The sequence below is a fragment of the Lutibacter sp. genome (assembly GCF_013139515.1).
Classification (GTDB): Bacteria; Bacteroidota; Bacteroidia; order Flavobacteriales; family Flavobacteriaceae; genus Lutibacter.
This window is the reverse complement of sequence record NZ_WTAR01000087.1, coordinates 1-17,363: the sequence shown is the minus strand read 5'-3', so window position 1 is coordinate 17,363 and position 17,363 is coordinate 1. Positions and strand designations below refer to the sequence as shown.

Below are 17,363 nucleotides of genomic sequence, written 5' to 3'. Positions count from 1 at the left end.
ATTTGCATCCGCTAAGAGCAACGGTCTGGTAGTTCAGCTGGTTAGAATACCTGCCTGTCACGCAGGGGGTCGCGGGTTCGAGTCCCGTCCAGACCGCAAAAAGCATCTCAATTGAGATGCTTTTTTTGTTTCTAATTTTAAAAATATCATAGTCTTCCTATAGTCAGAGATAGTTTAGAAAAAGAAATTAATTTTTGGTTTTTTAGCTAATATTTATAACCTGTTCCTCCGTCATCTTCTAGAGTAGCACCTAATGATAATACTACTCGATTCACAAAATTAAAATAAGATATCACAAAAGTAGCATCTAAAATGGCATTATCAGATATCCCAAATTCTTTTAATTCGTTAATTAAGGTTTCCTCTTTTAAAGTTCCAGGATTTAAAGTGAGTGTTTTAGCAAATTTACATAAAAGAGTTTCTTTCTCAGATAAGTTAGCATTATCAAAATTTTCATGAAGTTTTTCAATTTTAGCATTATCTTTCCAATAATGGTTGAGTGCTTGTGAATGATGAATTTGGCAGTAATAACAATTATTAGAAATAGATGTTATTACAGCCATCATTTCTCTTTCAGCTCTGGAAAGATCAGATCTTGAAAACATAATGTTCATATATAAATCCATATGTTTTACAATACTTTCAGGTCGTAAACTTTGGATTTTATGTACTTCGGCTAATTGCCCTCTTTTTTACAAGGTCATCATAAATTTCTTTTAATCTCCCTGTAGCCTCAGAATGTTCAATCTGTTTAATTCTAGTCATATCATGTTTTCTTTCCTTTTTAAAAGGAAAGTTTCTAAAGATACATTAAATAACTATTTTATGTTATCATGTTTTTAAAATCAATAAACTAGCACTTTTTTTCTTACAGATTTATTTACACTTTTGGCAACTACAATAAATAGTTGACTTTTTGAATTTACCAATAGGTGGTGAACAGTTTGCCCTTCTAAATTTTGATTTAGTACTCTTCTACCAAGCATATCATAAATTACAACTTCTGTTTGCTCAGGAACTAAAGTAAGATCTACAATTATATCATTTCCATCATAATATATAAGTGCTGATAAATCCTCTTCAGTATTGTTTTCTTTTGGTGTAAAATGTAAAACAAATCTATTAGCGTCATCATCCTGAGAACCTTTAAATTGGTATGCTGGATTTTCTAATAAATCATGAAAGATTTTGGTTTTTTGATCCTCTAATAATACATAATCAAAATCTGAAAAATCAACATCTATTGTCAATGTGTAATTTTCATTACTCCCAGGTTTAAACATTAATGGAACTAGAGAGTTCTCAATGGTATCGGTCAAATACCTTACAGATAGTTCTTCATTTCCTACTTTAAAATATGTTGAAGGTGCAGTTTCAGTTGTGCTAAAAAGTTTAGCAGCACCAGACTTATTAGAAGTATGCCCAAATTGAAGTAAAACTTCATCAAATCCAAATCCTGAATTAGAAGCTATTTGAACTTTAAGATTACTTATCTTGTTTTTAATATTACTTGATTTCATCCAATTACTAGCACCAGTATGTAATCTGATATCATTGGACATACTAATATTGGCATTACTTGCAGCTCTTACAAAAAAGCCTTGCATTGGTGCTATATATTGAGTTACATCATTTGTGCCAACCAAGTCAGCTGAATTAAAAACACCATAGTTATTAGCCGCGGGATTCCATATCCACATATCGTAACCTCCACCAGAATCCAATAAATTAGAACGTGTCCATCCAGAGGAAGCTTTCCAATCAATTGATGATGGATATGGATTACCAATTAAATTAAATCCAGTTATCAAAGGGTCAGCAGTACTATTTGCTGTTAGAGAATAACTTACGTTGCCATTGTTTAAATTTCCTAAAAATTCATTGGTTGGATTTAATGCTTGAACAGCATATAAATAACCTCTACCGGTTACGAAATCAGCCAATGGGTGGGCAGCTGGCCAATCTGGGTTTTCAGGATCATCTGGTAACACGCCTCCATCATTTTTATAATACACCCAGCATGGTGTTGGTTCATCCCAAACATATAAATCATAGCCCGTACCATTTCCATAAGTTCCCGTTGGTTCCCAAGACGAACCAGCAATTGTTTGATTAGATATAGGAGTAGAAAGAAAATGCCAATCTTCTGCATCTCCACTAATATATCTCTCAACTGTAGCTGGAACATTATTTGTATTATGGATTAATGAAGCGGTTCCACTTTTTGAAGATTCCAATACAAACCCTGCATTACCAACTAAATTTGTTATAGTACCATTAACAGTTAATGTTTTTCCTGCTGCAATGGTACATTTTGAAGTATTTGATAAATTAAGGTTTGCACCAATAGTTAAATCGTTTGAAGTAGTAGTAATAGCGCTTTCTAACAATGCTAAATTGCCAATTATTTGAAAAGAAGTGGATGGTAGTGTTTTAATTCCGTTACCACTTAAAGATAAATTATAATAGCCTGTTGTACCTCCGTTTGGATTAATAACAGTTTGATTTGTACCATTATAATCTATGGTATTGTTATTGCTTGTAAAATCAAGGGCACTTCCACTTGCAAAAGAAAGTCCATTTTCTATTCCAATCACACTTCCTGTTGCAGGTTGCAACCATGTTTTATCATTAATAGTTAAATTATAAAAGTTAGTTGTTCCAGCAATTGAAACAGTATTAGCAAGATTTCCATTAGCAAAAATAACAGTCGCAGTACCTGCAGTAAAAGTACCGTTATTTACCCATGCATTGGTATCACCATAAACTGTAATATCATAATCGGTAGCACTAAGGGTTGCCCCAGCAACTATTTCAACAGATTTCACTTCAGAAGGAGCTATAATTGGCAATAAATTTGCATATGGATTAAGATCTCCATTATTATCATCTGGTAAATCATCAGGATGCGGAATTTGAATAGCGTTATCTGCTTGTGGCACGCCTCCATTCCAATTACCCGGTAAACTCCAATCCCCATCATAAGAAGGAGAACCATTACCTGTCCAAGTGTGAACAGCAACATTTGTATAACTTAATCCCCATTGTTTCACATCTAATAAGTTTGAAGTTGCAATATAATTTATTGCAGGACCAGTTAACTGAACCCAATTATTATTGACATCAACACCATTAAGGTTTCTTGGATAAAAACTAATAAAATTATTAACTCCAAATGCAGGGTCGTAAGCATCCCAATAAACTAATTGAGACTCATCAGTTTCAGCATCATGCAATTCGCTATCTAAGTAATGCAATTTTACAATCATTCTATCAGTTCCTCCGCTTTGCGCAAAACTGTAATGCCGTTGAATAGCTTCACTTCTCCAAGTTGGAGCCGCACCTATTGTAATTTTACATTTTACCCAAGTTGGTTTTATTCCTCCAGATACATTTAAAAAATTTAAAGATGTAAATTGATTTCCAAAACTATATTCAATACCGTCAGCAAAAACATGTTCACGTTTTACAATTCCAGTAACATCTCCAATTCCAACTGTAGTAGCATCTGCTCCCATATTAAGTTCATAGGTTGATGCTATTTCTAAACTACCTTTAGTTGTTGAAGGGTTTCCACTTTCCAAATTTAAAATGCCTGTAATAGCTATATTTCCATTTGAAATAACACCACCTATTCCATTTACAGTAAAGTTAGTTACATTTCCGCTAAATAAATCTGTTGGAAGTGTAATTGCTGAAGTATTTGTAAATATCATTTCAGCATTATTATCACTAGCATTAATATTTCCAGATGTTTTTGTTGGTGAGCTTCCTGACAATGTAAGTGTGTTTGCTAGTAGCGTAAATGTTCCTGAAGTTAATGCCAAAGCACCTCCAATACTCATATTTTGATTACCCAATGTAACTCCTCCTGAACGATTGATAGTTAAATCATTTATAGATGGTTCTGTATAGAATAGATTATTATTTAATGTTAATGCAGCTGTTCCACCAAAATTAAGGTTAGAGACAGCACTTACATCAATATTTCCAGAAGGGTTACTAATGGTTCCGTTTATTCCCAAGGTTGCATTTCCAACAATTAAATTTCCACCGTTTAATAATAAAACGTTGTTTACATTTATATTGGAAGCTTGGATTACGTCAAGTACATTATCTATAGTTAAATTATCAAAACTGGTTGTTGAAGTACCTAAAATAGTTTGTGCGATTGCACCATTAAACGTAATAATACCGGAAGACGTACTAGTAAAAGCACCATTATTTTCAAAATTCCCTGCCAGTAAATGGTTGAAATTTCCTGTAGCAAAAGTAGAACCATTACCAATTAATGTGTTTCCAGATATTACTAAAACTTCAGCAGCAGTAATATTTGCAGTTCCTGAGGTTGTAAAATCTCCCTGAATAGTTAAAGCTGTATTGGGCATTGTTTTAGTGCCACTTCCACTTAAAATCAAATTGAAATAACCACTATTCCCTCCAATTCCATTTGGATTTACAATGGTTTGATTTCCACCATTCCATTCTACAGTGTTATTTATACTTGAAAAATCTACAATACTGGTAACATCTGCTATTCCTACTCCTGCTATTCTTAAAATATTTCCAGGAACGGGCTGTAAAGTTGTGTTTGCTCCCACTTCAATGTTATAGAAATCTGTTATTCCTGCAATGGTTACAATTTCTGAAGCAACACCATTGTTAAAGATTACTTTACCAGTACTTGCATTAAAATCGCCATCATTCTTCCAGGCACCTGAAGATGCTAATATAGTAAGCTGAGAGATAGCTCCAGCGTTTAAAATACCAGCCGTTTGTATTACTAGTGAAAGGATGCTACTATTGGTGCTTGCTGTTATTATAGGGTCGTAAGTTGTTGAAGTAGCATCGGGGATTATAACATGTTTTGTTGCGCCTGGAGCAAAAGCAGGGTTCCAATTAGCGGAATCATACCAATCTGTACTTACAGAGCCTTCCCAAGTAATTATATCTGTATCTGATACTCCAAAACTGTGTTCTATTACACCAAAGCTACCGGGTAAATTACCAAAATCTGCATTACTTAAAGTAATCCAATTGTCAGTAATATTTATTTCTGTAAGGCCACGATCTAGTAATTCTGTAGTTGGTATTACATAACTAAAGAAACTTACATTAATTTCATCTAACCCGTTTAGTTCACTATCAAGGTAGTGTGATTTAATGACTGCTCTAGTTCCACTTCCACCAATTTGACTAATATCATAAACTCTTTTAATGCCATCTGTTTTCCAAGTTGGCACTGTTCCAATAGTAGCTTTTAGCGTTATTTCTGTTGGTAATGTTCCTATATTTGGAAATGTAACACTTGTAAATTCATTTCCAAAAGTGTATTCTATATTTGGTAAAATGGTTGTACGTCTAATTTTTCCTGTAACATCTCCTATTCCAATCGTGGTAGCCGTAGCTCCCATATTCAAGATGTAACTTCCAGTATCAAAACCTCCAATAATTGTTGATGGATTGGCACTTTGTAAATCCAAAATACCATTTATTGTAAAATCAGAACTTGTTATAACACCACCCGTTCTGTTTATAATTAAATTGTTAATTGATGGTGTTGTTAAAAACAATGAACTTGGCAAAGTTAACGCCGCAGTTCCACCAAAAGTTAATGATGATAACGAGTTTACATTTAAAAACCCAGCTGTTTTTGCAAGACCTCCATTTATTGTTAAGGTAGTATTTCCAACATTTAAGTTTCCGTTGGTAAGTGTTAGCACATCATTAACAACAATATCTTTAAATATATTAACGCTATTACTATTATTTATTATTAAATTTTCAAAATTTATTGCAGCATCTCCATAAATATTTTGCACTGCTGTTCCATTAAGCGTAATTGTTGTTCCGGCTGTTGCTATGAAGTTACCAGCAGTTAAGTGTCCACCAACATCAAAGTGTCCGCCTACACTGTGATTAAAAGCTCCTGTAGTAAAAGTAGCTTCATTCAAAATTTCTAGTTCGTTACCAATGGTTAAAGGTGCTTGTGCAGTAGCAGTTAGGTTTCCTGTTAAAATAAATTCATCAGCAATAGTCATTGCTGTAGTAGGCATTGTTTTTATGCCACTTCCACTAAGAATAAGTTTATAATAACCACTATCTCCTCCAATTCCATTTGGATTTACAATAGTTTGATTTGTACCATTCCATTCTACCGTATTATTTATAAGTGAAAAATCTACAAAACTTGTAACATCAGCAGTACCAGCACCTGCAATCCTTAAAGTATTACCAGAAACAGGTTGAAAAGTTGTATTTGGTCCAACTTCAATGTTATAGAAATCTGTTATTCCTGCAATGGTTACAATTTCAGCAGGTACTCCGTGGTTAAAAATTACTTTTCCGGTTCCGGGATAAAATAGACCATTATTAATCCAAGCACCCACATCTCCAGATACTGTAATGTCATAATTATCGACTGTTATAGAAGCTCCAGGTTCAATTTCAATAGTTTTAGCTACAGCTGGAACTGATCCGCTATTGAGATTTCTGGTAGGATATCCATTCGTGTCAATTGGAAGTATTGCAGGAATTAAAACATCTTCTGTTGCAAGTGGCACTCCTCCATCCCAGTTCCCTGGTAAACTCCAATCTCCTACAAAAGAGATTGAACCATTTCCTGTCCATGTTTTTTTTGTTACGTTAGAATAACTTAAGCCCCATTGTTTAACATCTAACACAGTTGATGTAGCTATAAAATCAATAGCCATACCTGTTAACTCTACCCAATTATTTGTGGTATTATTGTTAGATTTGCTACGAGGGAATGTATTGGTGAAACTTGGGCCTGGATACGCATCCCAAAACACCAATTTGCTCTCATCAGTTTCTGCTCCATGTAATTCTGAATCAAGATAATGTAAACGCGTAACTGTTCTATCTGTACCTGTTCCATCTTGTGCAAAACTATAAATTCTATTAATAGCTTCAGTTCTCCAACTTGGTGCAGTTCCAATAGCTATTTTACAACTTACCCAAACTGGTTTTATACCACCTGTAACATTCTCAAAAACAATAGATGTATTTTTATTCCCGAAAGTGTATTCAACATTGCCAATAAAAGTGTGAGCACGTTTCACTATTCCTATAACATCTCCTTCACCTATTGTAGTAGAGGAAATACCCATGTTTAATGTAAAAGTATCCATATCTAAACTTCCTTTTATAGAAGATGGATTTGCACTTTGAAGATTCAAAATACCATTAACAGTCAAATCGTCGCTAGTAGTAATTCCGGCTCCGTTAATCGTTAAATTATTTACATTCCCTGAGAAAACTAAAGCTGGAAGTAGTATTGCGCTTGAATTTGTAAATACTAAGCTAGCTTCAATATTACTTGAATCTATATTTCCTGAAGTTCTTGTAGGTGCATTACCTAAAATTGTTAAAGTGGTTGCTCCAACAGTTAAAGTTCCTGAAGTTAATATTAATGTTCCTTCAACACTCACATTTCCTTCTAAACGAATACCGTTTGAGCGGTTTAATGTTAAATTATTAAGTGTAATTGCAGGTAAATTAGTGCTTGCTCCACTTCCACCAATACTAATATTACTTGTGCTTCCGCCAATTAATGTGCCAGAAGTTGTTGTTGTTATAGATCCATTTATACTTAAAGTATTTGAACCAATAGTAAAAGCGCCATTTGTAAGTGCAAGTGCTGTTTGCACAATAAGATCTCCATTTAGTGTTAATCCGCTGCTGTTATTTAGTGTTAGCCCATCAAAAGTGTCGCTTACAAATGCTCCTGAAGGAATGCTTTGCGCTGTGGTTCCTTCAAAAATAACTATTGATGATGTGGAAGAAGCATCTATTTGATTAGTAGTAGCTTCAACTATACTGCCTGTTAAAGTAAATTGTTTTCCATTAACAACAAACTTTTTAGTACTTGTATTTGTAATTGAATTTAATGTACGGTTACTGTCAAGCACACAATCATTTGTTGGAGTTGCTGCAAAGGAAATATCAGCTCCGTTTGGAGGAATAGCTCCATTTTGCCAGTTTGCGGCAGTAGCAAAATCTGTACTTGTATCACCTTGCCAAATAAAACCAAGAGAAAATTCTAAAGCACCCATTTTAGGAGGGTTGGCCCTTGAAATCCCATCATAATCTGTTGTTATGCCTGGAATTGCAATACCTGGTATAGCAGCAGTTGTTATATAGTCTGAAGAATTAGTTCCTCCTGCAATGCTAAAATTTGGATCGGTATTTAAACTGTTTACATCTTGTGATGTTGCTGTTTGTAATAGTGCCAATGTATTTTGGTCTCCGCCAAAGTATCCAATTACCCCGCCAGTTCCATTAGCATAATAATCATTATAATCTGCAGTAAAAGTACCACCTGTTGTATTGTAATAAATAGCATAGTGACTTCCTGAACCTCCATTTCTAGCATTAAAAAGGATATTATTTCGTAAATCTCGGGTGTTACTATTCGTATTATATCTTAGGGCATATGATTTTTCTGAACTTGAATTTGTTCCAGAAAGATAAATTGAATTAAAAAACAGGTCAACTGTTTTACCCGAAACTCCAACATCAAACATCCCATAAAGTGTTGTGGATGTGCTTCCACCTAACGAGATAATATTATTAGAGTAGGTTATTTGATCTGTACTTTCATAAATTCCATAAATAGTTGCTCCCGTAGATGCAGCATCAACAGATATACTATGAATGAAGTTTGCATTAACATCACCTACATTAGACCCTGCCAAATTACTAAAATATAACCCAACAACATTACCTGTAAATGAAGAATATGTATTAGAAATATTAAATATTAAATTGTCACTAATTGATTGAACACTGGTTTCTGTAGATAAGTATACACCCACGGCAGAAGGTCTACTAATACTAGTATTGGCATTTGCAATTGAAATAGCACTAACTGTATTTTCGGTAACTGTATTTGTTCCTGATTGCACATATATTCCGTTTATCAATCCGCTTGTTCCAACCGCAGTATTCGACGTATTATTCTTTAAATTTGAAATTGTGTTTCGGTGGATACTTGTTGTTCCTGTGCTTGAAGAATAGATTCCATATACCTTTTGCTGATTTGCCGTACTCGCCGAACTAGCATAAATGCTTGAGGCCGTACTTGTACTTCCTATTGTATTGTTTACAATGTTGGTAATTCCAGAACCAGACAACTCTATTCCATAAATATGTGTTGAAAAACTTGATGTTGTAAGTCCTGTAATTGAACCAATGCTATTATTATTGCAATTAAGCTCTCCTGTACTTTTTATTCGAAAGGCATAAATGGTTTGCCCATTTGTTCCTCCAGTTACACTAATTGAATTTGTCCCTGTTGTTGCACCAATTGTATTTCCTGTTGTAGTCCCTATATTTATAGCTCCATCAACTACTTTAATACCAATCCAATTTGCAATTCCCGAATTACTCCAATTAAAATTTTGAATTGTATTGTTTTGTAATGAACTGGCAACTGTTGTTCCTACATCTAAATAAATAGCTCTGAAAAGATTATTGGTTGAATTGGTTTTTGTCCAGGCTGTTCCTCCACATTGCAGAGCGCTTCCACCAATATGGTTGTTTGAAACTATAAATCCGTTGCCAGAAGTATTTTCAATTCTTATAACATCATAAGCAACTGTTCCTGTTGGTGTAAAGGATGTTGTTTCATAAAAACTATTTCCATCTATAGTCCATTCCGTTGTGTTCGACGATAGGGAAATTCCTTTCGAAGCCGTTGAATGATTTAGGAAATCGTATATATTATTATTACTAATATTATTTCCGCTATTTACCTTTCCTATAGTTCCCAATGAATAAATTGCGTTTACAGGTCTGTTAGCATCTGCAGCATTGGTTATGTTGTTATTATTAATAGTATTTGTATTATTTCCACTTCCAGCAGTTGTGGTTGAAAAAAATAGAACTCCACTAGCTGTATCTGTTTCTGAACCTTTAATGGTACTATTTTTTATGGTATTGTTTGTTGCTCCATTTATAAAACGAATTGTTGATGTGCCTGCTGTATTTGCTATACTAGTATTTATGAAACTCAAATCTATAGCAGATCCTATTTCATTTACGCTACCATTTATTGTTACATTATCAGCGCCATTTAGATCAATAAGTGGTGTGGCCAAATTCCCGCTAATTGAAAGTCCCGTTTTTGTTGGATAGATATTAACTGACGAATAATTTGAACTTCCGGTACCGCTAGCATTTAAAATAGCCGATGAATATTCAGTGGTGTTTTCTTTTATTTTAATAGTTATAGTTCCTTGATGTGTTCCATCATTAATTTTATCAAAAGCATCTTTAAGTGTTGGGTAAAAAGTTGTTAAAGTTCCTATAGTGGCATTCACTTCAACAAAAGGAGGTGTATATTCAATCCACGTATTATTAGTGCCATTTGCTACTTCTTGCCACTTATTAAAAAAAGTATTTACTCCACTATGAATTCCCAAATCAGCACTACTTGTAGTAACATTATCCGCTCCTAATTTTAGTACTATTTTATGACTAGATTCGTAAAAGCTAACCTGAACATCAGCATATTTATTCGCATTATAATTAATTTCAAAATTATTATATTCTATTGTAAATATTCTATTTGGTGCTGTACCAGTAACTAAAGAACGTGTCCAAGAACCAGCATCAGCCACATTTCCATCAGAAACTCCCATCGCAATAATTTGCCCAAGATTAATTGAAGTATCAGTTAAATTGTATGCCTCAGCTATTGTATAGTCAGTAGGAGCAGAACCATCAAGGCGAATAAAACCATTAGTGGCTAAACTTAAGACGTTTGAAGTGTTGTATGTATTGTCATAAAAATTAAAGTCATAAGGCCAGTTGATGAAGCCTTGGTTGTCATCACCAGAAACTATTGCTAAGCCTGCAGAACAGTCAATCCAATTATATGTAGTTCCAACAACACCTGTTTTTAATTCATAATTCCAACTTGCTAGAGGAGAATCGTTTGTTGGTGGTAGTCCTGTAGTTCCAGGAGTGTATTCAATCCAAGTATTATTGGTTCCACTTACAACTTCTTGCCACTTGTTATAAAAAGTATTTACGCCACTATGAAGCCCTATATCAGCACCACTTTTAGTAACATTATCAACTCCTAATTTTAGAATAATCTTATTACTGGATTCATAAAAGCTAGCTTGAACATCCGCATATTTTCTGTCATTATAATCAATTTCAATAGTATTATACTCAATTGTAAATATTCTATTTGGTGCTGTGCCGGTTACTAATGAACGTATCCAACCACCATTATCACCAACTTTACCATCATAAACACCCAGCCCAATAATTTGACCTAATTCTAAAGAATTACTAGACAGCGTAAAATTACTTGCAAGGTTGTAATCTGTAGAGCCATTACCATCAAGACGTATAAATCCATTGGTGGCAACACTTAAGTTGTTAGAAGTTGTATAATTATTATCATAAAAACTAAAGTCAAAAGGCCAAGAGATCGTTGCTTGGCTATCATCACCTGAAACAATGTTAGTTCCTCCAGAACAGTCAATCCAGTCATAAGTTGTTCCCAACGTGCCTGTTTGTGTATCATAATTCCAACTTGCAGCAGCTTGCCCCAATACATTGTATTGAACAACTAAAAACAGAACGAAACCTATTATTTTTGTTTTCATTATGATTAATCTTTACTATTGGTTAATATAAAATCCAACCCTTTAACAATGTCACCTTCATCAGATACTTTTATAACTGCATTGTGTGTTAAAGGAATCGTTTTATATCCTAATTTTTCTAATTGTTTCTCATCTAAACGAACGATATATTCACCTATTTTTACATCAGAAAAACTAAAATTGCCCTTAGTGCTTGTTGCTGTTTCTGAAATTTTAATACCTTTTTTACTCCATAGTTGAACCGTTATAGTATTTTTTTCTGTTGAATTATTAAAATGAATAGACCCGCCTATTTTCCCATTCATTATATTCGCATATTTTCTAATTTTATCTAGTTCATATACATCAATTTTTTTTCCATTTTGATAAGCTACTACGTAGGCATCTTTTATTCCTTTAACAGCACTATTTTTTCTTGCTATTTTAGCATATTTCTTTAGTTTATATTGCCCAAAAATATATCGTGTTGTTTTATTTGGCAATACTTCATAAAAGATAGGTGTTAAATTTAAAAGCTGTTTTGGTGTTACTTTATTTTTAAATACACCAATTTGTACACTATAAAACGACTCTTCAATTTCAGAAATTTTACCAAAACTAGCATCAATAGTATTTAGGGTTTCTTTTTCTTTAGCATTTTGATTTTTTTTAGCATTAAAATCAACTAAATTTTTCTCTTCTCCATTTTGGTAAGTTATGATAGTAGCTCCTTTTACTCCTTTTAGCATTAAAGCATTTTTCGCATTTGCAGCAACCTTTAAAGAACTGTATTTTCCAAAAATATATCTAAAATTACCATTTGGAAGTATTTCATGAAATACCGGAGTTAAATTAAACAACTGTTTTGAAGTTGGTTCCTCTTTAAAAATACCTATTTGTATTGTGTAAGAGCGCTCATTTAAACTAGGTTGTTTTTCTTTAGCCAAATTAATTTTAATTGGAAGATCTTGAATAGGAGGAACATGTACAGTATCTATTTGAGTGGTAGTATCTTCAACTATTTTTACTGAAGGATTTATGGTAAAGTCAAGCCCATCTATAATATCGCCATCAGCCAATACTTTTATAACAGCTTTTTGATACGATGGCGCAGCTAGATATCCTAATTTTTTCAACTGCTCTTCATCAATTTTAATACTATACGCACCTGGTTTTAAGCCTAAATAACTATAGTAACCGTCCGATTCACTCAATGTTTCAGCAACCTTATTTCCTTTTTTGTCATAAATTTGGATAGTAATACGGCCTTGACCTTTAACGGCATCATTTTTATTTAAATAAACCATTCCACTTACTTCTCCTACTACTAAAATTGGAATATCTACTTTTTTGTACTGATTTGGATCAACTAAAATTTGATAAGTATTGTGTTTAAATTTCCAAGAAATATTATCTAAACTATTATTAGAAAATACTACATTGTAATTTATAAAGGCATTTAAATCTGATATTCTAACAATTGAATCTTTCTCACTGGTGATAGCTTTTCCTCCAGAAACTTTCACGTTTTTTATAAATACCATTGGTTCATGAGTCTCTTTTGTACCATTTTGATTCAAATCAAGGAAAGGATAACATAAAATTCCTCCTTTACCTATTGCAGAGTTATGGCCAGCCTTTACATTACCATTACCAGCTCCAAAAGCTAAACTTCCTTGAGCACTTTCTGAAATACTATATTGGTTATTGCTATAAGATGAAGTAAAACCAGTACGAGCATATGGTAAATCATATTTAAAACTAAAGAATACATTGTTAGTACCATATTGTACATTCCGTTCATAAGAAGCCGAAAAGGACATTTTAGTAATTCTTTTTTCAACTTCAGCACGTAAACGCATCATTTTACGTTCTGTAATATTGTATTGGAATGTTGGTCGTATTATGAATCCATTTCTTAGTCTACGAGAAAATACAACCGTAGAAGTCATAAAAGCTTTTTCATCATTCACCCAGTTAGAAGCTAAAGAAGCGTTGGCTGAATAGTTTTTATAACGACCAGAAAAAGAAGCATCTAATTGATTAAAATCAAAAACATCATACACATACTGATTAAAACTCAACTTTGCGTTTCCACTTATTTTATTCAATTTATAGGGTAAAGACAAGCGTATTTTTCGTTCTTCATTCGTGTTATTAAGTGTAGCTTGCTGACCATCAACATATTTACTGTAATCAACTTCTAAAAAGGCACTTCTACCAAAATTATAGTTTAACAATCCCTTCAAACTTACATTGTGAGCATATTCCATATGAATCACCATCTTAGAAAATGGTTGAATAGCAATATTTGCAAAAGGAATTAAAGGGTTATCTTCAATACTTGATAAGTATTCTACACCACCACCAATGGTTACAAATCTATTAACACCATAATTAACTTCTCCACGTCCAAAATTGTTTCCATCTCCATCTTCTAAAATACCACCTGAAACATTATATTCCATGACTTTTGCTGGCATAAAAGTATAAGGAGTGTTCATGGTTTGTTCTTCTATTCGTTCTTCTCCTAAAGGCCCAAAGAATTTTAATTTTAAAGTAGTGTACCCATATACAATAGGCACTTTAAATTCATACAGTCCTGAAGCGTCAGCCTCTGTATAATCTACTAAAATATCATTTATATACAATTCTACAGTCCAATTAGGTTCAGTATATTCACTAATGGTATAGGTTCCTGTCGCTTTTCTTACGGTATTTGGTGAATTATTAAAACTGGCTCCTACAAGCGGAGCTCCTAAAAAAGCGATAGATTGTGCTCCTATTTTTCCAACTTGAACTTGTTTAATATAATTGTTATCATTGTCTATCCATCTCCAATTGTAATAGAGTTGACGGTTATCAAATTTTGTTTGGTCGTAGTAATTGAAAGCTACCTTAGCTTCTCCATAAAGTAATTCACTACCAAGGGCCAAAGAAAATCGATTAGTTGTTTTTTCACCTTCTGACTGATTTGAAGAAATTGACCAATCAAGAACACCTCCATTAAAAAGGTGATAATTTCTGCCAATGATTGTATCTATAATAACGTCACTTTTAGATTGTAGTTTTGATACATTTTCTCGTATTTTTTTAAGCCTCGCTTGTTTTACCATTGGTAATTCGAAATCTGCTTCCAATTTAATTGATAATGAGCGAAAATTAAATAACATGTTTAAACCAAAAGCTTCGTTCATAATACTTGTTTCAATGTAAATGCCGCCCAATTTTTTTACAATACCATTAGTTGATTTAATTGTTTTATCACCTTTATTAATTTGTTTTGAATCAAAATTAATTAGATAAGGTGTGTTTTCGTTTTCAATAAATCCTTTTAATATATTTCCTTCATTTTCAGCCGTACAAAATATGCCTAAATTTTTAAATAATTCTTCAACATTTACATAAACTAAATGTGTGTCAGTTATAATTACATCAGCTTCAAACCTTAAATATCCTTTTACAATTATTTCAACAGGTACTTCATCAAATGTATTTATAGGGTCAAGGTGAATTTCTTTTATGTAATCAGAAGCTTGGATTGTATATATAGTAAAGAATAAAAATAATAGAACCACCCCTTTACTTTTTCTAACCACTTGTAGAAAAAAAGAAGAGTGATATGGTTTATTTCTATTCATTTATTGTTGTGTAAAAGTTATAGGAAAACTACCCGTATAAACTCCAGGTACTGCATTAGCAGGAACAATAAGTTTGCCTCCAGCTCTGAGAATGGTAATAAAATCACAATTATTGTCTACAGGAAATTCATCTCCACTAATCCCTCGTTCGGTTGGTCCAATAATGAGTTCGAGATTTCCACCATTACTTCCAGTTATAAAAACTGAGTTAGCATAATCTATGGTAACAGTTCTTCCCTGACATAATTTTATTTCAAATATTGCAGGAGTAACAGAAGTATCATCTACAGAATAAATCCCGCCAGTAACGGTTACAGTTCCTTGATAATCTACTTCAATAGTACCTGCTCCGCTTACTACAAAAACGCCAAAATCTATAGCTTGTGTTGGTAGAACTGTAATTTCACGTTCTGGTAAGCCTGGTTGTGCAGCTACTGTAGTTATAAAAAGAAAAACTGTTGTGAATAACAACAATTGTAGTAACCTATAGGTCTTTCTTTTTATATTCATTAGTTGTTTTTTTAGTGCTATTCATTTATAATAATAATAATAATAATAATAATACAATTCCTATTTTAAAGCTTTAAAACGGCTTCGGCAAGTACTTTTTTACTTTCATTTTTGGTGAATATCACTTTAAATTCCCCACCTTCAAAATTTATAGTTGCTGGCTTATTTAATTTAATTTTTAGAATTCTTAGATTGCCAGGAGTATAAACACCCACACCTTTCATTTTGGCAACTTCATAAACTACATTATTGGTAGTTATATAGTTTATTGTAAAATCGCCATAGGCAGACATATTTCCATTACGGTTTAAGTTAAACTGCAACACATCATATCTGTTATTTAGTTGTAACAATTTCAAATCTGAAATGGTAACTGTTGTAGTATTTGTTCCCTTTCTAACAATACAAGGAATAGCAATTCCAAAAATAGCTTTTAATTGTACTGAGATAGTAGAATCCCTTTTTTTGTTGGTTTGTCCTAATGGCTCTTTATCTTCTTCAGCTCTAAAATACAAATGAGAGCGATATTCACCATCTGTAAGGTTTTGGGTATTTCTAATTTGTACTTTTACTGTTTGTGCTTCATTAGGTGCTAAGGTAACTTTTCGCGGAAAAAAACGGACATTAGAAGAAGCGAAATTTAATCCTTCTTCAGATTCAGAGATGATTTTTAGTTCTCCATTTGTATTCATTTTGTATTCTAAAAACGAAATATTATAAACAGCTGTATCTTTACCGGTGTTGGATAGTACTAGTTTTTCTATCTTTTTCTTTCCGTCAAATACAACACGTCTTGGATAAATTAATAGATCTCCTTGTGCGAATAATGGAATTACAAACGTGGTTAGAAAAACAAAAAGTAAAATGTATCTAAAAAAAGATGTATGGATAGAAGGATCTTTAACTTTTGAATTCATAACGGTTCCATTTTAAAGTTGATAAACCCTAGTAAACTAGTATCGCTAGTTTACTAGGGTTTATTAAAAAAAGAGTTTTTAGTTGTAGGCAACAGTTACTTCAAAAGTACCTGCGTATGTGCCAGCAGTTAGACCACTAGTCACAGTTAAAGTAGCTCCAACATTTAATGTGTCATCACCACTTCCATCTAACGTACCAGTTAAACCAGCTCCATCACTTAAAGTAGAAGCAAGAAAAGTACCAGTACTCATGGTATCAGACGATCCTGGTTCGGTTAAATTTTCAGTAGCATTTGTAAATGCTATAGAATACGTATAAGTAGCTTGACCCGCAACACTAAACACAGCTGCAGTAGGTGTTACACCTTGATCTCCTGGGTTTAAATCAGTATTTGAGAAACTTCTGACACTAGCAGTACTTACTGCAACAGTACCAACTCCAGAAATAATAGTACCAAATTGTAAATCATTCCCATCATGGAGAATTGAAATTGGAGCAACAATTGTAGCAAAAGCGTCAGATGAAACAGCAGCCGAATTGGTCTGCGCCATCACATTGTTTGAAAAAATTGCTATCATAAAAATAGCGGTTAAACTTAATAATTTTGTTTTCATAATTTAAGGGTTTAAGTATTAATTAAAAATTGTTATATAAATTTGTGAATTATGCG

6 protein-coding genes and 1 tRNA gene are annotated in these 17,363 nt (G+C 33.0%); 1 reads left to right on the top strand and 6 read right to left on the bottom strand.

The window, feature by feature from the left end:
• Positions 1-22 precede the first annotated feature (22 nt).
• Positions 23-96, top strand: a tRNA-Asp gene (locus GQ540_RS08565).
• Between the two features lie 110 nt (positions 97-206).
• Here the strand turns inward: GQ540_RS08565 and GQ540_RS08560 are convergent.
• The 6 genes from GQ540_RS08560 to GQ540_RS08535 form a co-directional block, all read right to left on the bottom strand.
• Positions 207-626 (bottom strand): peroxidase-related enzyme, encoded by a 420-nt coding sequence (locus GQ540_RS08560; RefSeq protein WP_291800061.1) that lies wholly within the window; start codon positions 624-626, stop codon positions 207-209.
• 219 nt (positions 627-845) lie between these two features.
• Positions 846-11,645: a hypothetical protein gene (locus GQ540_RS08555; RefSeq protein ID WP_291800059.1), complete on the bottom strand. Its 10,800-nt coding sequence runs from the start codon at positions 11,643-11,645 to the stop codon at positions 846-848.
• Between the two features lie 5 nt (positions 11,646-11,650).
• Positions 11,651-15,265, bottom strand: a complete 3,615-nt coding sequence (locus tag GQ540_RS08550) for a hypothetical protein (protein ID WP_291800057.1) — start codon at positions 15,263-15,265, stop codon at positions 11,651-11,653.
• Positions 15,266-15,775 carry a DUF4402 domain-containing protein gene (locus GQ540_RS08545; protein ID WP_291800055.1) on the bottom strand — a complete coding sequence of 170 codons (510 nt, stop codon included), beginning with the start codon at positions 15,773-15,775 and terminating at the stop codon, positions 15,266-15,268.
• A gap of 65 nt (positions 15,776-15,840) precedes the next feature.
• Complete coding sequence (locus tag GQ540_RS08540) at positions 15,841-16,692, bottom strand: molecular chaperone (RefSeq protein WP_291800053.1); 852 nt, start codon at positions 16,690-16,692, stop codon at positions 15,841-15,843.
• 78 nt (positions 16,693-16,770) lie between these two features.
• Positions 16,771-17,307 carry a DUF4402 domain-containing protein gene (locus tag GQ540_RS08535; RefSeq protein ID WP_291800051.1) on the bottom strand — a complete coding sequence of 179 codons (537 nt, stop codon included), beginning with the start codon at positions 17,305-17,307 and terminating at the stop codon, positions 16,771-16,773.
• Between the last annotated feature and the right edge of the window lie 56 nt (positions 17,308-17,363).